Origin of the sequence: Flavisericum labens, assembly GCF_045446075.1 — a bacterium.
Classification (GTDB): domain Bacteria; phylum Bacteroidota; class Bacteroidia; order Flavobacteriales; family Flavobacteriaceae; genus Flavisericum; species Flavisericum labens.
In genome coordinates this window covers 1-12,540 of record NZ_JBJJBQ010000022.1, presented here as the reverse complement: position 1 = coordinate 12,540, position 12,540 = coordinate 1, and the positions used below count along the sequence as shown (strand labels likewise).

General features: G+C 36.1%; 13 protein-coding genes. 6 read left to right on the top strand and 7 right to left on the bottom strand.

The features are described from left to right. The first annotated feature begins 143 nt into the window (after positions 1-143). The 4 genes from thrS to rplT all read left to right on the top strand — a co-directional run bounded on the left by thrS (position 144) and on the right by rplT (position 3,367). Entirely contained in the window at positions 144-2,078 is a 1,935-nt protein-coding gene (gene thrS / locus ACIEHO_RS16345; RefSeq protein WP_406973706.1) for a threonine--tRNA ligase, read from the top strand. A 76-nt stretch (positions 2,079-2,154) separates the two neighbouring features. After that, the gene (infC, locus tag ACIEHO_RS16340) at positions 2,155-2,667 is read left to right on the top strand and encodes a translation initiation factor IF-3 (RefSeq protein ID WP_406973710.1); all 513 of its coding nucleotides are present in this window, start codon (positions 2,155-2,157) and stop codon (positions 2,665-2,667) included. A 60-nt stretch (positions 2,668-2,727) separates the two neighbouring features. Beyond that, positions 2,728-2,925, top strand: a complete 198-nt coding sequence (rpmI, locus tag ACIEHO_RS16335; protein ID WP_019388182.1) for a 50S ribosomal protein L35 — start codon at positions 2,728-2,730, stop codon at positions 2,923-2,925. A 97-nt stretch (positions 2,926-3,022) separates the two neighbouring features. Then, positions 3,023-3,367 (top strand): 50S ribosomal protein L20, encoded by a 345-nt coding sequence (gene rplT / locus ACIEHO_RS16330; protein WP_109308747.1) that lies wholly within the window; start codon positions 3,023-3,025, stop codon positions 3,365-3,367. A gap of 69 nt (positions 3,368-3,436) precedes the next feature. On the opposite strand, the gene ACIEHO_RS16325 is transcribed toward rplT, so the two are convergent. After that, positions 3,437-3,859 (bottom strand): secondary thiamine-phosphate synthase enzyme YjbQ, encoded by a 423-nt coding sequence (locus ACIEHO_RS16325; RefSeq protein WP_406973703.1) that lies wholly within the window; start codon positions 3,857-3,859, stop codon positions 3,437-3,439. A gap of 71 nt (positions 3,860-3,930) precedes the next feature. Between ACIEHO_RS16325 and ACIEHO_RS16320 the strand changes: the two genes are divergently transcribed. After that, positions 3,931-4,374: a hypothetical protein gene (locus ACIEHO_RS16320; RefSeq protein WP_406973701.1), complete on the top strand. Its 444-nt coding sequence runs from the start codon at positions 3,931-3,933 to the stop codon at positions 4,372-4,374. Between the two features lie 65 nt (positions 4,375-4,439). Here ACIEHO_RS16320 and ACIEHO_RS16315 read toward each other — a convergent pair whose 3' ends face one another. The 6 genes from ACIEHO_RS16315 to tgt all read right to left on the bottom strand — a co-directional run bounded on the left by ACIEHO_RS16315 (position 4,440) and on the right by tgt (position 11,658). Then, a complete protein-coding gene (locus tag ACIEHO_RS16315) occupies positions 4,440-5,624 on the bottom strand; it encodes an asparagine synthetase B (RefSeq protein WP_406973708.1) in 1,185 nt (394 codons plus the stop codon). Positions 5,625-5,820: 196 nt separating this feature from the next. Further along, positions 5,821-7,362: a replicative DNA helicase gene (gene dnaB, locus ACIEHO_RS16310; RefSeq protein WP_406973699.1), complete on the bottom strand. Its 1,542-nt coding sequence runs from the start codon at positions 7,360-7,362 to the stop codon at positions 5,821-5,823. Positions 7,363-7,531: 169 nt separating this feature from the next. Then, entirely contained in the window at positions 7,532-8,485 is a 954-nt protein-coding gene (locus tag ACIEHO_RS16305; protein WP_406973697.1) for an acetyl-CoA carboxylase carboxyltransferase subunit alpha, read from the bottom strand. Positions 8,486-8,563: 78 nt separating this feature from the next. Beyond that, on the bottom strand, positions 8,564-9,460 hold the full coding sequence (locus ACIEHO_RS16300) for a DMT family transporter (protein WP_406973695.1): 897 nt from the start codon (positions 9,458-9,460) through the stop codon (positions 8,564-8,566). Beyond that, positions 9,447-10,523 carry an LptF/LptG family permease gene (locus tag ACIEHO_RS16295; RefSeq protein WP_406973693.1) on the bottom strand — a complete coding sequence of 359 codons (1,077 nt, stop codon included), beginning with the start codon at positions 10,521-10,523 and terminating at the stop codon, positions 9,447-9,449. The genes ACIEHO_RS16300 and ACIEHO_RS16295 overlap by 14 nt, the downstream gene beginning before the upstream one ends. 4 nt (positions 10,524-10,527) lie before the next feature. Continuing rightward, the gene (gene tgt / locus ACIEHO_RS16290; protein ID WP_406973691.1) at positions 10,528-11,658 is read right to left on the bottom strand and encodes a tRNA guanosine(34) transglycosylase Tgt; all 1,131 of its coding nucleotides are present in this window, start codon (positions 11,656-11,658) and stop codon (positions 10,528-10,530) included. A 245-nt stretch (positions 11,659-11,903) separates the two neighbouring features. Here tgt and ACIEHO_RS16285 point away from each other — a divergent pair, with 245 nt between their 5' ends. Further along, complete coding sequence (locus tag ACIEHO_RS16285; RefSeq protein WP_456237554.1) at positions 11,904-12,461, top strand: outer membrane beta-barrel protein; 558 nt, start codon at positions 11,904-11,906, stop codon at positions 12,459-12,461. The last annotated feature ends 79 nt before the right edge of the window (positions 12,462-12,540 follow it).

Genomic DNA, 12,540 nt, shown 5'->3' with positions numbered 1-12,540 from the left:
GGCATCCTTTTTTGAGAAATGAAAAAAAGATACGGCAAAAAGCCCGACCCCCAGGGGAACGCTAAATGAAAATTATACTTATATATATAGTTGTGTGGATTTTTTTATACTGTTATCTTTGCAGCCGAATTTCAATTTACTATATGATACATATTACTTTACCGGATGGGAGTGTAAAAACCTTTGAAGAAGGTACTACGCCAATGGACGTTGCAAAAAGCATTAGCGAGGGGCTGGCCAGAAATGTAATTTCAGCAAGTTTTAATGGCACAACCGTAGAAACCGTAACGCCATTGACCACTGACGGCAAATTGATTTTGTACACTTGGAGAGACGACGAAGGTAAAACTGCCTTTTGGCACAGTAGCGCCCACGTTTTGGCACAGGCTATTGAAGAATTGTATCCTGGAGCCAAACTTACCATTGGCCCTGCAATTGAAAACGGTTTTTATTATGATGTAGATTTTGGTGAGCACTCGGTTTCTGAAAAGGATTTCAAAGCAATTGAAAACAAAATGTTAGAGATTGCCCGCGGAAAACATGATTTTAAAATGCGTTCGGCAAGTAAAGCTGAAGCTTTGAATCTCTATAAAGAGAATCCGTTTAAAACTGAATTGATTGAAAATCTTGAAGATGGCACCATAACCTTTTGCGACCACTCTACTTTTACCGATTTGTGTCGTGGTGGCCATATACCCAATACGGGAATTATAAAAGCCATAAAAGTATTAAGTGTTGCAGGAGCATATTGGCGAGGTGACGAAAACAAACCACAATTAACTCGAGTTTACGGTATTTCGTTCCCAAAACAAAAAGAGCTTACCGAGTACTTAAACATGCTTGAGGAAGCAAAAAAACGCGACCACAGAAAACTAGGGAAAGAACTTGAACTCTTTACTTTTTCTCAAAAAGTAGGACAGGGTCTCCCATTATGGCTTCCAAAAGGTGCCGCTTTACGAGAACGTTTGGAAAACTTCTTAAAAGCAGCACAAAAGAAAGCTGGTTACGAAATGGTTGTTACACCACACATTGGCCAAAAAGAACTATATGTTACATCTGGGCACTATGCTAAATATGGTGAGGACAGTTTTCAACCTATACATACACCAAAGGAAGATGAGGAGTTTTTATTAAAACCCATGAATTGCCCACATCACTGTGAAATATATAAAAGCGCTCAATGGAGCTATAAAGATTTACCAAAGCGTTATGCTGAATTTGGCACCGTATATAGATATGAACAAAGCGGCGAATTGCATGGTCTTACAAGAGTGCGCGGTTTTACTCAAGATGACGCCCATTTATTCTGTATGCCTGAACAATTGGATGAAGAGTTCAAAAATGTTATTGATTTGGTGCTTTATGTATTCGGTTCATTAGGTTTTGAAAACTTCACCGCTCAAGTTTCTGTAAGGGATCCTGAAAACCCCGACAAATATATTGGCGATGTTTCCAATTGGGAAAAAGCCGAACAAGCTATTATCAATGCTGCCGAAGACAAGGGCCTTAACTATGTTATTGAAACAGGCGAAGCCGCCTTTTACGGACCAAAGCTTGATTTCATGGTTAAAGACGCCTTGGGCAGACGTTGGCAACTTGGCACTATTCAGGTAGACTACAACTTACCTGAACGTTTTGATTTAACTTACAAAGGCAGCGATAATGAATCGCACAGGCCGGTTATGATTCATCGTGCACCATTTGGTAGCATGGAGCGTTTTGTAGCTTTACTACTGGAACACACTGGAGGTAATTTCCCACTTTGGCTCATGCCAACGCAAGTTATTATTTTATCTATTAGTGAGAAATATGAAAAATACTCCCAAAAAGTTTTAAATTTGCTAGAAAATAACGAAATTCGCGCCCTTGTAGACCATAGAAACGAGACTATTGGGAAGAAAATTCGGGAAGCCGAAATGCAAAAACACCCGTATATGGTCATCATTGGTGAGCAAGAAGAGGAAAAAGGCAAAATCACTGTGCGTCAACACGGTGGAGCAGATTTAGGCATGATTTCTATAGAAGAGTTTACGGAAATCATAAAAGAAGACATAAAAAAAACGTTGAAATCGTTTTAATCAATAAATAAAAATAAGTTTAATTTAAAACCATAACGCCATAGCAATTAGAAGAAGACAAAAACCCAGAAGGGTAATACAAGAGGATAAGCACAAGATTAACTCTAAAATTACAGCTCAAAAACTACGTCTCGTTGGAGACAATGTAGAAGTTGGTATTTACACCAAAGGTGATGCCATGCGAATAGCAGATGCAGAAGGACTGGATTTAGTAGAGATTTCTCCGAATGCCGACCCTCCTGTTTGTAAAGTTATGGATTATAAAAAGTTTCTTTATGAGCAAAAGAAACGTGAGAAAGCTTTAAAAGCTAAAGCTAGCAAAGTAACCATTAAAGAAATTCGTTTTGGTCCTCAAACTGATGACCATGATTACGAGTTTAAGAAGAAACATGCTGAAAAGTTCCTAAAAGATGGTGCAAAATTAAAAGCATTTGTATTCTTTAAAGGACGTTCAATAGTATTTAAAGAGCAAGGACAAATTCTTCTTTTAAGATTAGCACAAGATCTTGAAGAATATGGAAAAGTAGAGCAAATGCCTCGATTGGAAGGCAAACGAATGACCATGTTTATTGCTCCCCTTAAAAAGTAAATGACCTGATTTTCAGGACTAAAGATAATTAAGCGAAATAATTAAAAACTAGGAGAAGAAATGCCTAAAATGAAAACAAAATCTAGTGCCAAAAAACGTTTTAAGTTAACCGGTACTGGTAAGATTAAAAGAAAGCACGCTTTTAAGAGTCACATCTTAACAAAGAAATCTAAAAAGCGTAAGCTAGCGTTAACCCATGACACATTAGTGCACAAGGCTGACGAAGATAACATTAAAACCATGTTACGTTTAAAGTAATACGTTTTTAATCGGTTAAAACAATTTATAAACCCTGGAGTTAGGCTCAATTAAAGTGTCGATTTTCGACCGCCTACTACAAAAAACATTTAAAATTATGCCAAGATCAGTAAATTCTGTAGCCAAAAGAGCCAGAAGAAAAAAGGTATTAAAACAAGCAAAAGGTTACTTCGGACGTCGTAAAAACGTTTGGACAGTAGCTAAAAATGCGGTTGACAAAGCGATGCAATACTCGTACAGAGACCGTAGAAACAAAAAGAGAACATTCCGTGCATTATGGATTACGCGTATTAACGCCGGAGCCAGAGAACACGGTTTATCTTATTCTCAATTTATGGGTAAATTAAAAGCTAATGATATTGAATTAAACCGTAAGGTTTTAGCAGATTTAGCTATGAACAACCCAGAAGCTTTTAAAGCTGTTATAGAGAAAGTAAAATAAGGCTTTTTGCCTATTGTAAAACATATTATTCGCTTAATATAAAATCCGGCTCGAAAGAGTCGGATTTTTTTATATTCCAAAAGCAGTAACAACTAACTTTCTGCTACCGCCGTAATCTCTGTGTTCGCATAAATAAATACCTTGCCAAGTACCTAAATTGGGTTTACCATTGGTAATGGGAATAAGTATAGAGCTACCTAATAATGATGCCTTAATATGCGCAGGCATATCGTCAGGCCCTTCGTAAGTATGCTTATAGTATGGTGCGTTTTCCGGAACCATTTTGTTAAAATGACTTTCAAAATCTGTTCTTACCGTATAATCCGCATTTTCATTTATTGTTATACTGGCCGAAGTATGCTTAATAAAAACCTGTAACTGCCCTATTTTAATTTGATTAACTTCAGGGATGGCATCTAAAATTTCATTTGTAACTAAATGAAACCCTCTAGAGCATTCTTTTAACCTAATTTCTTTCTGAAAAACTGTCATACTTTAATTTTATCCAAAAATAGTCAAAGTTATTTTGTAAATTAAAAACAAACGAAAAAACGGCAACAACTATGAAATATCATTTCATCAAAGCGCTTACGGTTTTTCTATTGTTGACTAATTGCTCTCTTAATAACAATAATAAAGATGAAAGTAGAGAGATTACGGTTGTTTTTTGGCATTTAACAAATACAACTGGAGGCCTTGCGGGAGTAGATAACCAGTTTAGTCAAGATACTGTAGTTTGGAACTTTAATGATGTTAATGGCACTTTAAACGTTCAAAACAGAAATACTGACGACACCAAACAGTCTGGTTTAGAATCTGGTCTTTTTAACTTTTCTCTTATTGCAAAAGGCAGTGAAGATTTTTTAGTTGTTAATGGGAACGAATTGGGGAAAATTACGGTTGAAGACTCTACTTTTATACTCAATGAAAACCATACCTCACAGGGGGAAATTGCCGATGGTTTTATATATACTTTTAAAAAAGTAACTCAAATAATTGAAATTTAGATTCTGCGCGTTGGCATGGTGATTAAAATATCCTTTTATTGAAATCTTCTCAGTAGTCTCTATAATCAAGTCTTCTGTTTTTTCTTTTTTGCCGCAGGAAATAAGACATTATTCAATATCAGCCTGTAGCCTGGTGAAGTTGGGTGTAGATCGAGTTCCGTTTTGGAGTCACCAACCCTGTGTTGATAATCTTCAGGGTCATGACCTCCATAAAAGGTAAAAAAGCCTTTTCCCTTTATACCATGAATATATTTGGCCTCGCCATTACTTTTTGTTTCGCCCATAACCAATACGTTCGATTTAATTTCATCTCGAGTGAACGATGTGGTTTGCCCCATGAACCCCTTAACTAAAGCCGTATGATTTTGGCAAAGCATTGTTGGAACAGGGTCCCATTTTGCAGAAAACTCCATAAGAGAAAAGTAATCGGCCGTTTTGGGAATCATACGCTTTCTAGTCATATCTATAGATGAAAACTCATAAACCTTTGGACTCCTTTCCAAAAGGAAATCCGTAAAAGCAAATGTCTTATTGTAATTAATTTTATTTTGATAACCCGGGTCGCTTGCATCGCCATCAAACATGGGTTCACATATATCCACTTCTTCAGCGGAGAGCGCAATATCAAAACTATCGGTAGCACTACACATAGCGAACATAAACCCGCCACCAACAACATAGTCACGGATTTTCAGCGCCACAGCCAATTTAGCATCAGAAACCTTATTATAACCCAGTTTTTGCGCCAAAGCCTCGGCGTCCCTTTTCTCTTCAATATACCAGGAAGCAGCGCGATACTGCGCATAAAACTTACCATACTGCCCAGTAAAATCTTCATGATGAAGGTGCAACCAATCAAAAACCAATAAGCCGTCATTTAAAACCTCTTCATCGTAAACTGTTTCATAAGGAATTTCGGCATACTGCAAAACCATAGTTACAGCGTCATCCCATGGCAATTTTCCACTCGGTGTATATACAGCTATCTTAGGTGCCTTTTCTAAAACTACAGCTTCCATGTTTTGACTGGGACTACTTATTTCTTGAAGAATACTTGCCGCTTTATCGTTAGATATAACCTCAAAAGAGACCCCTCTAATTTGGCATTCACGTTGAATGGTTTCAGTATCCGGAAGTAAAAACGCACCACCTTTGTAATTCAAAAGCCATTTTACCTTCAATTGTTTACTTAAGGTCCAATACGTTATTCCGTAAGCTTTTAAATGGTTTTTTTGCCCATCAGCATCCATAGGAATAAGGATGTACGAGGCATAGCTTTTTAAGCCAAAGCAGATTAATAATAGTGTAAATAATATTTTTTTCAATTGAGGTTAAAACTTAATGGGGTTTCTCCATCGTCCCTTTTTTGAAATGACCAAACCCCAATTTTATCGAAAGATAACCAAATTTGTTTTTATTTTGCATTGTTTAACAGGACTTTAATGCCTAAAACGGAACATCGCTGTCATCATCATCGTTAAAGGAACTACCAAATGCCTGATCGGGACTAGCTTTAAAATTATCTGATTTAAAACCATCTTCACTTTCTGAAGCGTTCATTTTTGAATGGAACTCAAATGGGGAATCAAAATCATCTAAATTATCGAACTTACCTAAATGACCAATAAATTTCAACCTAATGTTTTCCAATCCTCCATTACGGTGCTTTGCCACTATAAACTCAGCTTGGCCTTCAGTTGGTGAGCGTTCTTCATCATCCCACTCATCAATTTTATAATACTCGGGTCTGTAAATAAAACTTACTATATCGGCATCCTGCTCAATAGCACCAGATTCACGTAAATCTGATAATAACGGACGTTTACTGCCACCACGAGTTTCAACGGCACGTGATAACTGCGACAGAGCGATTACTGGAACATTAAGTTCCTTAGCCAAGGCCTTTAAGTTCCTTGAAATCATCGATATTTCCTGTTCACGGTTTCCAGCATGGCTACTTCCGCCAGTCATTAATTGCAAGTAATCAATCATAATAAGTTTGATACCATGTTGGGACGATAATCGTCTTGCTTTTGCCCTTAAATCGAAAATGGAAAGAGATGGTGTATCGTCTATATATAACGGTGCTTTTTCTAAATCCTTAACTTTTACGTTAAGCTGCTCCCATTCATGCTTTTCGAGTTTACCCGTTCTTAATTTTTCTGAAGACAAACCTGTTTCACTAGAAATCAAACGGGTTATCAACTGTACCGATGCCATCTCTAAAGAGAAGAATGCTACCGGGATATTTTGATCAACAGCAATATTTCGAGCCATTGATAAAGTTAAAGCCGTTTTACCCATACCTGGACGTGCGGCCACGATAATTAAATCGGAAGGTTGCCAACCCGAAGTTAATTTATCTAATTTAGTTAACCCAGTTGGAATACCACTAAGCCCCTCTTTGTTTGAGATTTCCTCAATTTTCTTTTTGGCCTGTATTACCAGTTCTTGTGCTGTTTCACTAGATTTTTTTATGTTGCCTTGGGTAACTTCGTAAAGTTTGGATTCGGCCTTATCCAATAAATCAAAAACATCCTTGGTTTCATCGTAAGAGTCTTCAATAATTTCGTTTGAAATTTTTATTAAACTACGTTGGATGAATTTTTGAAGAATGATACGAGCATGAAACTCAATATGGGCAGAAGATGATACTTTTTGGGTTAAAGAAATCAAATAAAAATCACCACCTATCAATTCTAGTTTACCATTTTTCTTTAACTGCGTAGAAACGGTTAATAAGTCAACCGGTTCGCTATTTTCAAACAACTGAAATATAGCTTCAAAAATGTGTTGATGGGCATCTTTATAAAATGCATCTGGACTTAAAATATCGATAACCTCATCGACACCTTTTTTATCAATCATCATAGCGCCAAGCACAACTTCTTCTAAATCAACAGCTTGTGGCGGTATTTTTCCTTTTTCAAGACTAATTAGGGTACTTTTATCGACTTTATATCCTTGAAGTTGGTTTGGTTGTTTCATGACTACGAAAGTAATTAAAAAGAAAGTGTTATATGGATTTCTTTTTGTTTTGATTGTTCACAAACAGTTAACATTTTAACTGTTAATAACTTAAAAAAATTGTGAATAGCCACAAAAAATCCGAAGTTTTAACTTCGGATTTTTTGTTATTGTTATTTGTTTTAAGTTATTACCCCTTATAAACACCCATATCGGCATATTTTGCCATTCGTTGTTCTACTAAATCTTTTGGTGATAACTTTTTTAAATCCTCGTAATTTTTTACGATTGCGTTGCTAACGGTTTTAAAAGTTTTTTCGCGATCTCTGTGGGCACCTCCAAGAGGTTCTTTAATAATGGCGTCCACTAGTTTTAGTTTTTTCATGTCGGCAGCAGTTAGTTTTAAAGCCTCTGCAGCCTGTTCCTTATATTCCCAGCTTCGCCAAAGAATGGATGAACATGATTCTGGTGAAATTACTGAATACCAAGTATTCTCTAACATTAACACTTTATCTCCTACGCCAATACCTAAGGCCCCGCCGGAAGCACCTTCACCTATTACAACCGTAATTACAGGCACTTTTAACCTGGTCATTTCTAGAATGTTTCTTGCAATGGCCTCTCCTTGCCCCCGCTCTTCCGCTTCCAAACCAGGATACGCTCCAGGGGTATCTAAAAGCGTTACTACTGGTATACCGAATTTTTCGGCCGATTTCATTAAACGCAAAGCCTTTCTGTAACCTTCTGGGTTTGCCATCCCAAAATTTCTATACTGTCTGGTTTTTGTATTGTAACCTTTTTGTTGACCAATAAACATAAAACTTTGGTCGCCAATTTTACCCAAACCACCAATCATGGCTTTATCGTCTTTAAAACTTCTATCGCCATGCAATTCTAAATAAGTATCGCCACAAATCGCTTTAATGTAATCTAAAGTATAAGGTCTGTTTGGGTGACGTGATAATTGCACACGCTGCCAGGGTGTTAAATTTTTATATAAATCTTTCTGTGTAGAGGCTAATTTTTTTTCAATTTGCTTGCAAGTTTCGGTAACATCAACATCACTTTCTTCTCCAATCACCTTGCACTTTTGCAACTGGTCCTCGAGGTCTTTTATAGGAAGTTCAAATTCTAAATATTCCATAAGAATTTTGTTTTGGCTATTAATTTTAGTTAGTGTACAAATATAAAAACTTTAATTCTGTTTAACCCTATATTCCATTTAAGAATACTTTCTTTTTAGCTTTCTGTTGGATTTCAAGAAGGCGTTTAACAACACGACACCTATAATTACAGAAGCACCATAATAAAACGCTGTACTCATTTTTTCTTTCTCTGGAAACCATAAAATTGCCATGATAATACCGTAAAGCGGTTCCAGGTTATAGGTGAGCACAACGGTGTACGGACTTATTTCTTTCATAATATAAACCGACGCAATAAACGCATAGGCAGTACAAACTGATGCCAGAATAAAAAGGTACAAAAAATCTTTTGAACTGATGCTGAAAAAGGTGTTTGAAAAGCCATCATCAACGCAGAATAAATAAATGGAAATAAATGCTACACCACTTAAAAACTCATAAAACGAAATAACGGTTGCCGAATGATTTTTTAGAAAACTACCATTTAACACAGCAAACAATGATGATAAAAATGCAGACAGTATTCCGAGGACAATACCCAACCAATATTTTATTTCACTTTGAGTAATAATGAAAACTCCAATAACAACGACTATCCCAAAAAGAATTTCGTACCAAATAATACCACGCTTGTAAATTATGGGTTCAATGATGGAAGCGAAGAATGCTCCGGTTGAAAACATGGCAAGCGTAATGGAAACGTTTGACACGTCTATGGCTCCAAAAAAGGTTATCCAATGTAACGCTATAATAACTCCAGCTATTGAAAACCTCAATAAGGCCTTTAAACTGATAACCAATTTAACTTTGGTTAAAAAAATAAAAACAAGCATTAAAACTGCGGCCATTACCATTCTGTACCAAACCAAATCAACAGCCTTTATGGAAATTAACTCACCTAAAATAGCTGTAAAACCAGCTATAAAAACTAAAAAATGAAGATGCAGATAATTTGTAAATTTAGCGCTTGGCATTATACAGCAGGTAAACAGCTAAAATACCAAAAAGAAAGTTAGGAAACCATACCGCCACTACAGGTGAAAAATCTGATTGTTCTGCCATTACGCCAAAAATCTTATCAAAAAAAACAAAAACCATGGCAATACAAATGCCCAAAGCGAGGTTCACCCCCATACCACCCCTTCTTTTTATAGACGATACCGCTACAGCAATAATGGTTAATATAAATACCGAAACTGGGAGGCTCCATTTACGGTACAACACCAATTTGAAGCGTCCAACATTTGACGACCCACGAGCTTCTTCTTTGGCTATAAACCGTTTTAATTCACCGTACATTTTAGTTTCAGCCGCATAAATTACTGGAATTAAATCATCAACATCAAAATCGAAAAGTGTGTCCTTATATCTTACAATGTTCAGTTCATCTTCATTTTGGCCAATGTCCCTTTTCACATAGTTTGTTAACCTGTACAAGGTGTCTTCTTCAATATATTTTATACTGCTCGCTGAAATTTTATATTTCAATTGGTTATCTTCAAAATGCTCCAATGTAAAATTACTTCCGGTATTATTTTTTATATTGAAACTGCTAACGAAAATAATTTCATTGTCATTAATTTGCCTGTAAACATCGGTGTTATCGACAGCACTTTTATGCTTTTTTAAATATTTATAGGTAAAGTCGTTAAAACCTTCACTGGCTTTTGGAGCCAAAACCAAACCTAACAGAATTGAAAATAACGCTACAATCGCTGCGCCTATCAAATAAGGTCTTAAGAACCGTGTAAATGAAACTCCTGAGCTCAAAAAGGCAATAACCTCAGTGTTATTTGCCAGTTTAGAAGTAAACCAAATAACCGAAATAAAGAGAAACAATGGAAAAAGCAGAAAGGTAAAGTAAACCGTAAAATCCAGAAAGTAAATTAACACCTCTTCTATTGGCACCTCGTTTTCTAAAATTTTACCAATTTTTTCGGCGAGATGAACGGTTATCATTATTGGTATAAACAATAATAATAACATGGTAAATGTTAATAGATAACGTTTTAATATGTACCAGTCAAGTATCTTCATTCAGTTACAAACGCTTATCCATTTGTTTTATCATTTTGTCTTTCCAGAATTTAAAATCTCCGGCTAATATATGTTTTCTAGCCTCACGAACCAACCACAAATAAAACCCTAAATTGTGTATGGTGGCTATTTGAGCACCTAATCTTTCATTTACGGTAAATAAATGGCGTAAGTAGGCTTTAGAATAGTCCGTATCAACAAAAGTAATTCCCATATCGTCTACGGGTGAAAAATCTTCAGCCCACTTTAAATTTTTAATGTTTATGGTTCCGTTTGCTGTAAATAACATACCGTTTCTCGCATTTCGAGTTGGCATAACACAATCAAACATATCTACACCTAACGCAATATTTTCTAAAATATTGATTGGTGTGCCCACCCCCATTAAATATCTTGGTTTATCTTCTGGTAAAATAGAACAAACCACATCGGTCATAGCGTACATTTCTTCGGCTGGTTCGCCTACAGATAGTCCTCCAATAGCATTTCCAACAGCACCGGCGTTGGCAATATACTCGGCCGATTGCTTTCGTAAATCTTTGTATGTGCTTCCCTGAACTATCGGAAAAAAAGCTTGGTTATAATCATATTTTAACGGTGTTTTTTCTAAGTGATTGATGCATCTATCCAGCCAACGGTGGGTCATGTGCATAGAACGTTTGGCATAATTATAATCGCATGGGTACGGCGTACACTCATCAAAAGCCATTATGATATCGGCGCCAATGGTTCGCTGAATTTCCATAACGTTTTCTGGAGTGAATGTATGATAGCTGCCATCAATATGTGATTTAAACTTAACGCCTTCTTCTTTAATTTTTCGATTTGCTGAAAGTGAGTAAACTTGATAACCACCAGAATCTGTTAAAATATTACGATCCCAATTCATGAATTTATGAAGTCCGCCAGCTTTTTCAAGTATCTGTGTTTGTGGGCGTAAATACAAATGATATGTGTTTCCTAAAATGATATCAGGGTTTATATCGTTTTTAAGCTCGCGTTGGTGCACTCCTTTCACCGTTGCCACCGTACCTACAGGCATAAAAATAGGTGTTTCTATAACGCCATGGTCAGTAGTTATTTTTCCCGCTCTAGCTTTGCTTTGGGTATCCGTTCCTTTTAATTCAAACTTCATATTATAGTCTATTCGCCGCAAACCTACATATTTTTTACTTTTAAAATAAGCTTCCGTCAGATAAAATGTAGGTTCACTGATTCGTATTAAAAATAACAACTAGAAGCAAAAGTAATTTACTGAAAAATGATTAGACAATTGTTGAAAAGAAAATAATATGGCTTTGGCAGCGTTTTTGATATATAAATCGAAATCTAAAAACGAACATTATGATAAATTTAAAAAATGTATTCTTTGCATTGGTAATGCTTCTACTGATCCCGGCAACCATTTCCGCACAAACTCAAGAAGGGTTTGGTTTTAAAGGTGGCTTAAACTATAATGCCAATGGTGATTATTTTGAATCGATAAGCAGCAATGCCAAGCACCCAGACCGAAACATTGGTTACCACTTGGGCATTTTTGGAAAAATTGGTAAAAACCTTTATTTAAGGCCAGAGCTGGTTTATACCAGTACAAAAAGTGATTATGACGACGACACTTTTGAAATGCAGAAACTAGACGCCCCTATTTTAGTTGGCGCCAAGGTTATAGGTCCATTGAGTGTTTTTGGTGGTCCATCGTTTCAATATATCTTAGACACCGAGTTTGATGGCATAAGCATTAACAATGTAAAAAACGATTTTACCGTTGGTTTAAACTTCGGTATTGGGCTAAACTTTAAAAAACTTGGTATTGATTTAAGGTATGAACGTGGTTTTAGCGATAATGAAGCCACTTTCATAAATAGTAACCTAAATACCAATAATAGGTTGGACACCCGCCCAGACCAATTAATTTTGAGCTTGTCGCTCCTTCTATAACCTATTTGTCTAGTCCTAAATAACCGATACAGATTATTAAAGGATTAAATTTATAAATTAAAGCTGAACAATGGTAACA

Coding starts and splice junctions, on each gene's coding strand:
- dnaB (WP_406973699.1), bottom strand. CDS start 7,362: ATGAAACAACCAAACCAACTTCAAGGATATAAAGTCGATAAAAGTACC.
- rpmI (WP_019388182.1), top strand. CDS start 2,728: ATGCCTAAAATGAAAACAAAATCTAGTGCCAAAAAACGTTTTAAGTTA.
- thrS (WP_406973706.1), top strand. CDS start 144: ATGATACATATTACTTTACCGGATGGGAGTGTAAAAACCTTTGAAGAA.
- ACIEHO_RS16320 (WP_406973701.1), top strand. CDS start 3,931: ATGAAATATCATTTCATCAAAGCGCTTACGGTTTTTCTATTGTTGACT.
- ACIEHO_RS16305 (WP_406973697.1), bottom strand. CDS start 8,485: ATGGAATATTTAGAATTTGAACTTCCTATAAAAGACCTCGAGGACCAG.
- rplT (WP_109308747.1), top strand. CDS start 3,023: ATGCCAAGATCAGTAAATTCTGTAGCCAAAAGAGCCAGAAGAAAAAAG.
- ACIEHO_RS16325 (WP_406973703.1), bottom strand. CDS start 3,859: ATGACAGTTTTTCAGAAAGAAATTAGGTTAAAAGAATGCTCTAGAGGG.
- ACIEHO_RS16285 (WP_456237554.1), top strand. CDS start 11,904: ATGCTTCTACTGATCCCGGCAACCATTTCCGCACAAACTCAAGAAGGG.
- ACIEHO_RS16295 (WP_406973693.1), bottom strand. CDS start 10,523: ATGAAGATACTTGACTGGTACATATTAAAACGTTATCTATTAACATTT.
- ACIEHO_RS16300 (WP_406973695.1), bottom strand. CDS start 9,460: ATGCCAAGCGCTAAATTTACAAATTATCTGCATCTTCATTTTTTAGTT.
- tgt (WP_406973691.1), bottom strand. CDS start 11,658: ATGAAGTTTGAATTAAAAGGAACGGATACCCAAAGCAAAGCTAGAGCG.
- ACIEHO_RS16315 (WP_406973708.1), bottom strand. CDS start 5,624: ATGGATGCTGATGGGCAAAAAAACCATTTAAAAGCTTACGGAATAACG.